Genomic DNA, 11463 nt, shown 5'->3' on the forward strand with positions numbered 1-11463 from the left:
CGGGCGGGAGCTTGCTCAGAAGTAGCGGGTCGCTTGCAGCCACAGCCGGGGAGTGCGCTCGGGCTCGATGTTGTTTTCCTGGCTCAGGGGCCAGGCGGCGGTCAGGCTGACCTGGTGATCCGTTCCGTACCAGGTTGCGCCGCTGCCGACGGCGGCCATGCGGTTGCGATTGCCTTCCGTGGTGTTGGGGTGCTTGAGGAATTCCACCGCGCCCTGGTCGACGAACGAACTCAGCTGCCAGCCCGGAGCCAGGCTGTAGCGCAGCTCCGCACTGGCTTGCCAGCCTTCGTCGCCGTAGCCCTTGTAGCTGCCCAGGGGGAACGCCCGAACGCCGTAGGGGCCGCCCATGTCGAACTGTTCCGCGCTGTCTAGGTTGCCGCCGCTCCACTGGGCGTTGAGTTGGGCGAACAACTGCAGGCGGTCGCCCAGGTGCTGCAGGCGTACGGCGTTGAGCATGATCTTGTCGAAGCTGCCGGCGGTACCGATGGTGTAGCGGTCCAGCAGCCGCTCTTCGGCGGAGTCGATGGCGAGCTGGCCGTGGGCATAGGCCAGCGAGAAGCCGCTCTGTCCACCGCCGAACAAGCGGTCCTGGGCGTTTCCGCTGATGCTGGCGGTCCACAGGCGGATCTCCTTGCGGCTATGCCTCCCGGTACGCTCCTGGTCATCGCGAAGTCGTTTGTTTTCATATTGCAACTGGGTGGACAGGCTTAAGCTGCGGCTACGCAGCAGGGGCTGGCTGACGAACAGACTGTCGGTAATGGCCCGGCCATGGGCGTCCAGGCGCGAGAAATCGCGTACCAGTCGATAGGTCGTCTCGGCGTGGGCCAGTCCGATGCGCGTGCCTCGGGAACCAAGGGGCAGTTGATAGGCTGCACGGTAGTAGCGTTGGTGCCGATCGCTGCCCAGCAGGCTCAGTCTCGCCTGGTCGCCCAGTCGCAGCGGGCTGTTGAAGTCGAGGGTGGTTCCCAGGCGATATTCCCCCATGTAGCGGCCGCCATAGTTGTCTGCCTCCAGCCTGCCGCCGACCAGCGGGCCGGGGCGGGCCTCGACGCGCAAGTCCGTGGTTCCCTGCGCCTGGCCCGGCAGCAGGGTGCCTTTGGCCTGGAGGCCGGGAATGTCGCTCAGGAGCAGAAGCGCACGCTCCAGCTCCGAGCCCTGGACCGCGGTATCTCGTTCGAGTGCGCTCAAGGGGCGGAGTAGAACGCGGTCCAGCGTTCGGGACGTGTTGTGCAGTTCGATCCTGCCGTAGCGTCCCTCGAGCACTTCGATGCGTACTGTTCCATCCTGGATTTCCTGTGCCGGGAGGAAGGCGCGCGCCAGCACATATCCCTTTTCCTGATAGAAATCGCCGATGCGGGCGGCGGCGGCGTGCAATTGGCTCAGATTGAGTTCCTGGCCCGGCAGGTCGTGCAGGAGCGCCAGCAGGCGTCGATCGTCGAACTGCCTGTTGCCGCTGAGTTGGAAGCGCTTGACCAGCACCGTCGGGCCGCCCTCTTCGGCAGCCCGTGATACGCCGTCCTCGGGGCTGGGGCGCTCGGCGTCCAGTTCCACCGGCGCGGGCAGGTTCAGGCGTCGGCTTTCCACGTCACGCAGCGCCTGCCCCGCATCCGGGGCGGCATTGGCAAGGCAGGACGACAACATGGCCATTCCCATGAGGCCCGTACGGAGCAGCGGTCCGGCCCTGAGGGATGGAACGATCGAAGTGGAACTGCCGGAAGGTTTTGGAGAGGGAGGTGGGAAAGAAAGGCTAGCCTGGTTACGCGGAAAAGCTGGATGCATGGTCAATCGGCCCGGAGCGCGGTTCTTGCAGGGAAAAGAAGCCGATATCCGCAGGCATGTGCAGAACGATCGGTTTCAAGGCGGAGAATCGAGTGGGCGATAGCCTGAGGCGAGGCTGAAACGGCGACAATCGTAGTTTTCTGGCGTTGGCCGGTAGAACTTCTTGGTTTTCGTAGGGGACTGGGAGGACTGCTGTAGGAAAAAACTCCGGTGATAATGGGCTCGGCAGCGGAAGCGGCGGAAACAGTGGGGCGGAAGTAGCGGCTGAGCGCGATTCCGTATCGCGACCGTGGCGGTCATGATCAAAGGGCCTGTCCGACTATCGCCCGCCGTTCGGTCTGGCGGCTGGAGCATGGGCAGGACGCAGCGCTAGAATGCCGTTCTCGGTTTAAGGGCCCTCTCAGGCTGAGCATCAACGGAGTGTGTCTTTCGGTTCTTTTTCGTGGCGTTCACCCATGACCGGCACCAAGCCCACAACGCCCGTAGCCCGCTATTTCCACCAAGAGGCGCAACGGCGCGGCTATGTGTTGGACGCAGCCCAGGGCAATGCCATTCTTCATCTCGATCGATTGGCGGAGCGCTTGCGTCGAGGTCCGTCGCTATTCCGGCAAGCGCCGCGCAGCCTCTACCTGTGGGGGCCGGTCGGGCGCGGCAAGAGCTGGCTGATGGATGGCTTCTTTCGCAGCGCCGATTTGCAGGGCCTGCGCCGGACGCATTTCCATGCGTTCTTTCGCCGGCTTCATGACGGTATGTTCCGCCGCCAGGGGCGGCCCGATGCCCTGGGCGGTGCGCTCGACGAACTGCTAGGAGACTGCCGGCTGCTTTGCTTCGACGAATTCCATGTCCACGACATTGGCGACGCGATGCTGATAACACGCCTGTTCAGGGAGCTGTTCCGCAGGAAGATCACCCTGGTCTGCACCTCCAACTACGCGCCGCGGCAACTGCTGCCCAATCCGCTCTACCACGAACGCTTCCTGCCGGCGATCCGGTTGATCGAGACGCGCATGGAAGTGCTGGAAGTAGCCGGCGCCCGGGACTACCGGACGATTTCGCCGCGGCAGGAGATCGCTTCCGGTTATGCCAGCGGCGGGTATTGCTGGCCAGCCTCATGCGCTTGCCTGGACGAGCTGGGCTTGTCCGCGCCCGAGCCCTCGCAACGCGTGACCCTGCAAAGCGGCGCGAGGACGTTGCAGGCGCGCGCGGTGTGCGGCGACCTGGTGTGGTTCGCCTTCGCCGACCTTTGCGAGGCGCCAACCGCGGTGATGGACTACCTTGCCCTCGGCGAACGCTTCTCTACCTGGGTGCTGGAGGGCGTACCGCCGATGGCGCGCTGTTCGGTCGCCGCCCAGCAGCGCTTCATCAATCTCGTCGACGTCCTTTACGACAATGACCGGCGTTTTTTCCTGAGTGCCGAAAAGGCGCTGCCGGACCTGGTCGAGGGCAGCGACCTGCCTGCGGACATGCAGCGTACCGCCAGTCGGCTGGCGCAGTTGCGCCAGCTTCGCTGTTGAAGGAACGCCCCGCGCCGACGGCAAACGGGGCGTAATGGCTCAGTGCAGCTTGAGGCGTGGCTCGGTGCTGCGCAGGCGGCCGCTAAGCATCAGCATCGCGGTGCGCAGCGGACCGTACAACGCCATCTGGTGCATGCGGTATAGCGATACGTAGAACATCCGCGCCAGCCAGCCTTCGAGCATGACGCTACCCATCAGATTGCCCATCAGGTTGCCGACCGCGCTGAAGCGCGACAGCGAGATCAGCGAACCGTAGTCGCGGTAGTGATATTCGCCCAGCGGCTTGCCTTCGAGACGGGCACGTAGCGATTTCACCAGCAGCGAGGCCTGCTGGTGCGCGGCCTGGGCGCGTGGCGGCACGTTGCGCGGTTGCTCTCCCGGTTGCGCCGGCTGGGGACAGGCGGCGCAGTCGCCGAAGGCGAAGATGTCGTCGTCGCGGGTGGTCTGCAGGGTCGGGCGGACCACCAGTTGGTTGATACGGTTGCTTTCCAGGCCGTCGAGTTCCTTGAGGAAGGCCGGAGCCCGGATGCCCGCCGCCCACACCTTGAGCGTCGCCGGGACGAACTCGCCGTCGCCGGTCCAGAGGCCGTCCGCATCTACCTTGCTCACCGCCGAGCCGGTCATCACCCGTACGCCGAGCTTGCTCAGGGTCTGGTGTACCGGCTGGCTGATACGCTCGGGCAGCGCCGGCAGCACCCGCGGGCCGGCTTCGACCAGGCTGATGTGCAGGTCTTCCGGGCGGATCCGGTCGAGCCCGTAGGCGGCCAGCATCTGCGCGGCGTGGTGCAGTTCCGCAGCCAGTTCGACGCCGGTGGCGCCGGCGCCGATGATGGCGATACTCACTGCGTTGTTGTTCGCGTCGTGCCCGGTATGCGCACGCAGGTACTGGCCGAGCAGTTGGCGATGGAAGCGTTCGGCCTGGGCGCGGGTATCGAGGAAAATGCAGTGTTCCGCAGCGCCCTCGGTGCCGAAGTCGTTGGTGGTGCTGCCGACGGCGATCACCAGGGTGTCGTAGGCGATGTCGCGCTCGGGAACCAGTTCAACGCCATTCTCGTCCACCAGTGCGGCCAGGCGGACCCGCTTGCCGGCGCGATCCAGGCCCTGCATGCGGCCGAGCTGGAATTCGAAGTGGTTCCACTTCGCCTGGGCGACGTAGTTCAGCTCGTCCTCGGAGGAGTTGAGCGAGCCGGCGGCGACTTCGTGCAGCAGGGGTTTCCAGATGTGGGTGAGGTTGGCGTCGACCAGGGTGACCTGGGCTTTGCCGCGTTTACCCAGGGTGCGGCCGAGACGGGTGGCGAGCTCCAGTCCGCCGGCGCCGCCGCCGACGATCACGATGCGATGGGACATGTGGATATCTCATAGTGGGAATTCCGTGAGGCGGTCGTCGGGAGCGTGGCTCGACCGGACGACTCAGGCCAGGTAGCTGAGGAGGCGGCTGAGCAGGCCCAGGCCGATGACCACGGCGAGCAGGACGAACATCAGGAACCACGGGCGGAACGGCGCACGCTCGACCTGGTGCAGCGGCGAGGCGAGGTACTGCTCGACCTTCTGCTGGTCTTCGGGGCTCAGTCGGCTGGACATGGCAGGCCTCCGTTTTCGATGTCGGTCATTCTAGACAGACAGGGGGCTCGATCACCAGCGGATCGTCGAGGCGGATCACTCCGCTGCCGATCACCCGCGCGGTGATGCCGCCCTGTTCGCGCACGCTTTTCAGCGTGCGGTGGTCGATGTGCTTTTCCAGGCGTCCGCAGGGTTGGTACCAGCCAGTGGTTTCCAGCAGCGCGCCGCCGAGGCGGAAGCGACGGTCCTTCAGGCTGAGCAGGTTGATGCCGGCGACGGCGATGTTGCGGCGCATCTCGTTGGGCAACAGCGGCCTGCCCAGCAGGGTACCGAGGGCCTCGATGTGTTCCCATTGCACCAGGGTGACCTGGCGCGGCGGGTGCGGGTGGTCGCCCGTCAGTCCCAGGCCGCGCCGTGCCTCCACCGCCTCCAGTTCCTGGATCGGCGCGCGGCTGCCGGAGCGCACGCCGATCCACTTCACCCGCCCTTCGCTCACAGGCCTACCCCGGCGTCGAACAGGATGCTGCGGCCGAGGTTGGCGCGCAGGAATTCGGGGGCGCCGGAGTGAGCGAAGAGCACCCGGGCAAAGGTCGGACCGACCATCGACAGCGAGCGCCAGCCTTGGCGCAGGTATTCGGTGGGCGGCGGGAAGGGCGTATTGAAATCGGGCACCGCGCGCTTCAGGTTGACGAAGGCCAGCAGGTCCAGTTCGCCGTGGTCGATGCCGCGCTCGCTATAGTTGTGCGCCTTCTTGCGCAGGGTTGGCGCCAGCCGTGCCTGCAGCTCGGCGGCGGCGATCCGTTGTGGCCGCTCTTCGCGGCGGATCAGTTGGCGCAGGCTGACGGCCTGGCGGCGACGGGTCAGTTCCTCGCGCCACTCCTCGTTCAGCCGGCGACCTTCATCGAGGACGAAGAACACCTCGAAGCCGGCACCCTTGAACAGGACGTCCGGCGGCTGCTCCCCGGGGGCGGCGAAATCCTCCTGGCGATAGGGCACGTTGAGGGCTTCGAGGAAGCGCTGGCAGACCCAGCGCTCGCGGTCCCATTTACGTGCGTTGGAGAGGAAGTCGTTGGCTTGTTCGGCCTGACGGGTGAGCAGGCGCAGATAATCCGCTTCGTTCATGGGCTCAGCTTAGTCTGCCGGCGGGCCCGCTTTCCAGCCCACAGGCGCTTCGGCCGCGACAATCCGTCCCGGAGCGCGCCAGCGGCGAGGCTCGGTGTACACTGCCGTTCCCCTTGGGCCGGAGCCGTTCCGATGCAACTTCGCAGCGTCATCGCCGCCGATCACCCGGCACTCTTCGCGCTGTGGTCGCGAACGCCGGGTATTCGCCTCCGTGCGGAGGACGCCTATCCCTTCTTCCTCGCCTACCTTCAACGCAACCCCGGGCTGAGCCTGCTGGTCGAAACCGAAGGGGAGGTGATCGCCTGCCTGATGGCCGGGCATGACGGTCGCCGTGGTTACCTCCAGCACCTGGTGGTCGATCCCGGTTATCGAGGGCTGGGGCTGGCGCGGCAGATGCTCGACGAGGTGTTGGCGCGTCTGGCGAGGGAGGGGATCGGCAAATCCCATGTCTTCGTCCTGGATGCCGCCGAGGAGGCACAGGCATTCTGGCGAGCCCAGTCGGACTGGGAGCGGCGCAAGGACATCCAGGTATTTTCCACTCGGGAGGGACACGCGTGAAACGACTGCATTGGGTTCTGCTGGCCATGCTGCTGCCCGGCCTGGCGCTGGCCGTGGAGAAGGGCTCCACCCTGGAGCCCTGGACGTTGCAGGACCAGTTCGAAAAGGCGCACTCGCTGGACGACTCCACCCGGGTCCTGCTGGTGGCGCGGGACATGGACGGCTCGAAGCTGGTCAAGGCGGCGCTGGCGGAACGCCCAAAGGGCTACCTGGAGGCGCGCCACGCGCTGTTCCTGGCGGACATCAGCCGCATGCCGGCGCTGATTTCCCGGCTTTTCGCGGTGCCGGCCATGCGTGACTACAGTTATCCGGTGCTGCTCGATCGCGACGCGGCCATCGCTTCTCGCTATGCCTCGGACGAGGGCAAGGTCCTCTGGGTCAGGCTGGAGCAGCGCCGCGTGTTGGAAACCCGCCAGTTGGATTCGCCGGTGGCCCTGCGCATCGCCCTGGAACAACTGCAGCCGTGATCGCTGCCGAATTGCTGTCGGCGGAAAGCCTGGAACTGGGCTGGGCCATCTATGCGCCGCTGCTGCTGCTCGCCGCCTGGCGCGCGCCCTGGGTCGAGCTGGTCAGCGATACCCGCCGCCAGCACCTGGTGTTCGGCACCATGCTCGGGCTGTTCCTGCTCTGGCTGGTGCGCCGGGACTTCGAGTCGGGACTGTCCTTCCATTTCATCGGTATGACCGCCGTCACCTTGCTGCTCGACTGGCCGCTGGCGATCGTGGTGGGGCTGGTGGCGCAACTGGGCTTGTGCCTGCTCGGCCGCCAGGATTGGCTGGCGATCGGCGTCAACGGCGTGCTGCTGGTGGCGATCCCCGCGCTGATCGCGGAGCTGGCGGCGTTGTTCGTGGAAAAGCGCCAGCCGCGCAACCTGTTCGTCTACATCTTCTGCTGCGGTTTCTTCCCGGCGGCCCTCACCGCGGTGGTGGTCCTGCTGCTCGGCCTTGGCGTGGTCTGGATCGACGGCCTTTTCCCGATGCCGCCCTGGCTGGAGGACTTCGCCGGTTACCTGTGGCTGATCATGTTCCCCGAGGCCTTCATCAACGGCACGGTGATCACCGGCCTGGTGGTCTACTACCCGGAGTGGCTGGAAACCTTCAATCGCACGCGCTACCTGCAGGCGCCCTGGAAGGACGAAGAGCGCAAGCCCTGATGACCAGTCATTCGCCAGGTTCATGGCGGGCAGCGGCTGACTTGCGTCAGTGTTTCGGACGAAGCCGGCCGCGATCCTGCCGTTTTCCCAGGTGAGGAGCGGAACGTGGGTGTCCATGAATGGGCCCGAGAGGGCCTGCGAGAGTTGCTGTCGAAGAGCGACGAGGCGGACCGGGCAATGCGCCTGCGCGCGTTGCTCAGCGCAATCGTCGAACTGAACCGGGCGGAGCGCGATGCTGGCGACCTGGCCAGCGAACTGCAATTTCTTGCGGAGAATCTCGACGACCAGCGCGACTACGCTTTCATGCGTCCCTGAAGGAACGGGCCAGCCGGATTGGCTGGCCCGTTGCGTTCAATGCTCGCGAGGCGGCAGGTCGGCGGAGAAGATGTCGTCTTCCAGGGTGTCGCCGGGGATCGCATGTTCCTCGGCGGCCCAGGCGCCGAGATCGATCAGCTTGCAGCGGTCGGAGCAGAAGGGGCGGTACTTGTTGTCGCTTTTCCATTCGACGGGCGCGCCGCAGGTCGGGCACTCCACGGTCAGGGGCTGGCTCATGCTCGGCCTCCTCGCAAGGTCAGGTAGAAGGCGTGCAGTCGTTCGACTTCACGCTGCAGGTGGGACAGGTCGCCGTCGTTGACCAGCACGTCGTCGGCGTGCTTCAAGCGCTCGTCGCGCCGGGCCTGGGCCTGGAGGATCGAGCGCACCTGCTCCTCGGAGACCTTGTCGCGAAGCATGGTGCGCTGTAGTTGCAGATGTTCCGGGGTATCCACCACCAGCACGCGGTGGGTCATCTGGCGCTGGCCGGACTCCACCAGCAGCGGCGAGACCAGGATGGCATAGGGCGATTCGGCCCTGGCCAGGTACTGGACGATCTCCGCGCCGATCAGCGGGTGCAGCAATTGCTCCAGCCAGCGCCGTTCCTCCGGCGCCTGGAAGATCCGCTCGCGCAAGGCGGCGCGGTCGAGCTGGCCATCGGGCAGGAGGATGCCGTCGCCGAAGCGTTCGACGATCTTCGCCAGGGCCGGACGCCCCGGCTCCACCACCCAGCGGGCGGCATGGTCGGCGTCCACCAGGTGGACGCCGAGGGAAATGAAATGCTCGGCGGCTGCGCTCTTGCCGCTGCCGATACCGCCCGTGAGGCCTAGTATCCAGGGTTGGGTCATTTGAATCCGGCGAATTGCAGATAGGTCCGGGTTATTTGATCACCCCAGAGCAAAGCAATCCACCCGGCAATCGCCAGATAGGGACCGAAGGGGATCGGCGTGCCGCTTTCGGCGTTGCGCAGGCGCAGCATGATCACCCCGAGGATCGCCCCGACCAGCGACGACAGCAGGATGGTCAGCGGCAGTATCTGCCAGCCGCCCCAGGCACCGAGCATGGCCAGCAGCTTGAAGTCGCCGTAGCCCATGCCCTCCTTGCCGGTCACCAGCTTGAACAGCCAGAACACCGACCACAGGCTCAGGTAGCCGAACACCGCGCCGAACAGCGCATCGTCGAGGCTGGCGAAGAGGCCGAAATGGTTGGCGATCAGGCCCAGCCAGAGCAGCGGCAGCACCAGCACGTCCGGCAGCAGTTGGTGATCGGCATCGATCAGGCTCATCGCCAGCAGGCCCCAGGTCAGCAGGAGCATCGCGCCCGCCTGCCAGGTGAAGCCGAAATGCCAGGCGACGTAGCCGGAAAGCAGCGCGGTGGCCAGTTCCACCAGGGGGTAGCGTTTGCCGATGGCGGCCTTGCAGGACGAACACTTGCCGCCCAGCGCCAGGTAGCTGGCCAGCGGGATGTTTTCCCAGGGGCGGATCTCGTGGCCGCAGCGCGGGCACGCCGAATTCGGCAGCACCAGGTTGTAGGTCGCCTGCTTGGGTTCCGGCTCCAGCCCGAGCGCTTCGCGGGCCTCGGCCTTCCAGTTGCGCTCCATCATCTTCGGCAGGCGATGCACGACGACGTTGAGGAAGCTGCCAACCAGCAGGCCAAGGAGGATAGCGCACAAGACAAAGGCCAGCGGATGGCTGGCCAGGTAGTCGAGGAGGGGCATCAGTTATCCGACGACGTTGCCGAGTTGGAAGATCGGAAGGTACATGGCCACGATCAGACCGCCAACCAGTACGCCGAGAACGGCCATGATCATCGGTTCCATGAGCGTGGTGAGGTTGTCCACGGCGTTGTCGACTTCCTCTTCGTAGTAGCTGGCGACTTTGCTCAGCATCTCATCGAGCGAACCGGACTCCTCGCCGATGGCGGTCATCTGGATCGCCATGTTGGGAAAGACGCTGGTGGTGCGCATGGAGAAGTTGAGCTGCATGCCGGTGGAAACGTCTTGCTTGATCTTGCTGACCGCGTTCTTGAACACGATATTGCCGGTCGCTCCGGAGACGGAGTCGAGCGCATCGACCAGGGGAACACCCGCGGCGAAGGTCGTGGACAAGGTCCGTGCATAACGAGCGACCGCAGATTTGTAGACGATGCCTCCGAAAATGGGAAGTTTGAGGATCGTTCTGTCGAGTGTGTCGCGGAATTTTTTTGAGCGTTTATGCAGTTCCTTGAAGGTAAAGCCAATCACCCCCACGCCAACGATGACGGCAAGCCACCATTCCTGTAGGAACTCGGATAAATTTACGACCATTTGAGTGAATGCAGGCAGCTCTGCGCCAAAACCTTGGAATACGGATTGGAACTGCGGGACGACCTTGATCAGAAGAATGGCGGAGACGATTAAGGCAACGATGATGACGGCGATAGGATAAGTCATCGCCTTCCTGATCTTTGCTTTTAACGATTCCGTTTTTTCCTTGTAGGTCGCGACTCTATCCAGCAAGTTTTCCAAGGCGCCCGATTGCTCGCCGGCATCGACCAGGTTGCAATAGAGTTCGTCGAAGTACTGCGGTTTCTTTCTCAGTGAGTTGGCCAGGCTGTTGCCCGAGGACACTTCCTGCTTGATCTCATCCACCAGCTTGCGCATGTTGGGATTGTCGAAGCCTTCGCCGATGATGTCGAACGATTGCAGGAGGGGAACGCCAGCACCCATCATGGTCGCCATCTGCCGGGTGAACAGGGCGATGTCCATGGGTTTGACTTTCTTGCCTGCGCCCAGCAGGGAGATACCTTTCTTGCGTACCTTGAGCGGATTGATGCCCTGCTTGCGCAGATGGGCCTTCACCAGCATGGGATTCTGCCCGGTCAGTTCGCCCTTGACCTTGGCGCCTTTCTTGTCGGTGCCCTCCCAGATGAAAACGCTGGTTTTTAACGCTTTGTCCGCCATGGATTAATCCTTGGTCACGCGGTTGACTTCCTCCAGGCTGGTGATCCCCTGCATGGCTTTCAGCAGGCCTGAGGTGCGCAGATCGTTGAAGCCTTCTTTGCGGGCTTGCTCGGCGATCTCGATGGAGTTGCCTTCCTCCATGATAATCCGCTGCAGGGCCGGGGTGTTTTTAACTACTTCATAAATACCGACACGTCCCTTGTAACCGTTCTTGCAATGGTCGCAGCCCACCGGCGAATAAAGCTTGAAGGTGCCGATCTTGTCTTCCGGGAAGCCCTCGTGAAGCAGGGTTTCCCTCGGCACCTCGTGCTCTTTCTTGCAGTGCGAACAGAGTTTTCGCGCAAGGCGCTGGGCGATGATCAGGTTCACCGAGGTCGCCAGGTTGAACGCCGGCACGCCCATGTTCAGCAGCCGGGTCAGGGTCTCGGCGGCGCTGTTGGTGTGCAGGGTGGACATCACCATATGCCCGGTCTGCGCCGCCTTGATGGCGATCTCGGCGGTCTCCAGGTCGCGGATCTCGCCGA

15 protein-coding genes are annotated in these 11463 nt (G+C 64.4%); 5 read left to right on the plus strand and 10 right to left on the minus strand.

Going from position 1 to position 11463, the window contains the following annotated elements:
• Window positions 1–15: 15 nt before the first annotated feature.
• A complete protein-coding gene (locus HMPREF2716_RS12375; RefSeq protein WP_033862844.1) occupies window positions 16–1653 on the minus strand; it encodes a ShlB/FhaC/HecB family hemolysin secretion/activation protein in 1638 nt (545 codons plus the stop codon).
• A gap of 548 nt (window positions 1654–2201) precedes the next feature.
• Between HMPREF2716_RS12375 and zapE the strand changes: the two genes are divergently transcribed.
• Window positions 2202–3293 carry a cell division protein ZapE gene (zapE, locus tag HMPREF2716_RS12380; RefSeq protein WP_049284759.1) on the plus strand — a complete coding sequence of 364 codons (1092 nt, stop codon included), beginning with the start codon at window positions 2202–2204 and terminating at the stop codon, window positions 3291–3293.
• Window positions 3294–3332: 39 nt separating this feature from the next.
• Here zapE and HMPREF2716_RS12385 read toward each other — a convergent pair whose 3' ends face one another.
• The 4 genes from HMPREF2716_RS12385 to HMPREF2716_RS12400 all read right to left on the minus strand — a co-directional run bounded on the left by HMPREF2716_RS12385 (window position 3333) and on the right by HMPREF2716_RS12400 (window position 5975).
• Entirely contained in the window at window positions 3333–4640 is a 1308-nt protein-coding gene (locus tag HMPREF2716_RS12385; protein ID WP_003112837.1) for an NAD(P)/FAD-dependent oxidoreductase, read from the minus strand.
• A gap of 63 nt (window positions 4641–4703) precedes the next feature.
• On the minus strand, window positions 4704–4874 hold the full coding sequence (locus HMPREF2716_RS12390; protein ID WP_003094672.1) for a DUF3094 family protein: 171 nt from the start codon (window positions 4872–4874) through the stop codon (window positions 4704–4706).
• A 25-nt stretch (window positions 4875–4899) separates the two neighbouring features.
• A complete protein-coding gene (locus HMPREF2716_RS12395; RefSeq protein WP_003094670.1) occupies window positions 4900–5349 on the minus strand; it encodes an MOSC domain-containing protein in 450 nt (149 codons plus the stop codon).
• Complete coding sequence (locus HMPREF2716_RS12400; RefSeq protein WP_003094668.1) at window positions 5346–5975, minus strand: DUF1780 domain-containing protein; 630 nt, start codon at window positions 5973–5975, stop codon at window positions 5346–5348. Before HMPREF2716_RS12400 ends, HMPREF2716_RS12395 begins: the two co-directional genes overlap by 4 nt.
• Window positions 5976–6107: 132 nt before the next feature.
• Between HMPREF2716_RS12400 and HMPREF2716_RS12405 the strand changes: the two genes are divergently transcribed.
• The 4 genes from HMPREF2716_RS12405 (at window position 6108) to HMPREF2716_RS12420 (ending at window position 8001) form a co-directional block, all read left to right on the plus strand.
• The gene (locus HMPREF2716_RS12405; RefSeq protein ID WP_016562341.1) at window positions 6108–6533 is read left to right on the plus strand and encodes a GNAT family N-acetyltransferase; all 426 of its coding nucleotides are present in this window, start codon (window positions 6108–6110) and stop codon (window positions 6531–6533) included.
• Window positions 6530–7000, plus strand: a complete 471-nt coding sequence (locus tag HMPREF2716_RS12410; RefSeq protein WP_003103866.1) for a hypothetical protein — start codon at window positions 6530–6532, stop codon at window positions 6998–7000. The genes HMPREF2716_RS12405 and HMPREF2716_RS12410 overlap by 4 nt, the downstream gene beginning before the upstream one ends.
• Entirely contained in the window at window positions 6997–7686 is a 690-nt protein-coding gene (locus HMPREF2716_RS12415) for an energy-coupling factor ABC transporter permease (RefSeq protein WP_003094662.1), read from the plus strand. Before HMPREF2716_RS12410 ends, HMPREF2716_RS12415 begins: the two co-directional genes overlap by 4 nt.
• Before the next feature lie 105 nt (window positions 7687–7791).
• Window positions 7792–8001, plus strand: a complete 210-nt coding sequence (locus HMPREF2716_RS12420) for a hypothetical protein (protein WP_003094660.1) — start codon at window positions 7792–7794, stop codon at window positions 7999–8001.
• A gap of 36 nt (window positions 8002–8037) precedes the next feature.
• On the opposite strand, the gene yacG is transcribed toward HMPREF2716_RS12420, so the two are convergent.
• The 5 genes from yacG to HMPREF2716_RS12445 all read right to left on the minus strand — a co-directional run.
• Window positions 8038–8238 carry a DNA gyrase inhibitor YacG gene (gene yacG, locus HMPREF2716_RS12425; protein WP_003094656.1) on the minus strand — a complete coding sequence of 67 codons (201 nt, stop codon included), beginning with the start codon at window positions 8236–8238 and terminating at the stop codon, window positions 8038–8040.
• A complete protein-coding gene (gene coaE / locus HMPREF2716_RS12430; RefSeq protein WP_003112838.1) occupies window positions 8235–8846 on the minus strand; it encodes a dephospho-CoA kinase in 612 nt (203 codons plus the stop codon). Before coaE ends, yacG begins: the two co-directional genes overlap by 4 nt.
• On the minus strand, window positions 8843–9715 hold the full coding sequence (gene pilD, locus HMPREF2716_RS12435) for a type IV prepilin peptidase/methyltransferase PilD (protein ID WP_009875878.1): 873 nt from the start codon (window positions 9713–9715) through the stop codon (window positions 8843–8845). Before pilD ends, coaE begins: the two co-directional genes overlap by 4 nt.
• A 3-nt stretch (window positions 9716–9718) precedes the next feature.
• On the minus strand, window positions 9719–10939 hold the full coding sequence (gene pilC / locus HMPREF2716_RS12440) for a type 4a pilus biogenesis protein PilC (RefSeq protein ID WP_023101565.1): 1221 nt from the start codon (window positions 10937–10939) through the stop codon (window positions 9719–9721).
• A gap of 3 nt (window positions 10940–10942) precedes the next feature.
• Window positions 10943–11463 (minus strand): ATPase, T2SS/T4P/T4SS family (locus HMPREF2716_RS12445; RefSeq protein ID WP_049263055.1); only part of this gene is annotated, 521 nt, incomplete at its 5' end.

Source organism: Pseudomonas sp. HMSC076A11 (assembly GCF_001810205.1).
Taxonomy (GTDB): Bacteria; Pseudomonadota; Gammaproteobacteria; order Pseudomonadales; family Pseudomonadaceae; genus Pseudomonas; species Pseudomonas aeruginosa.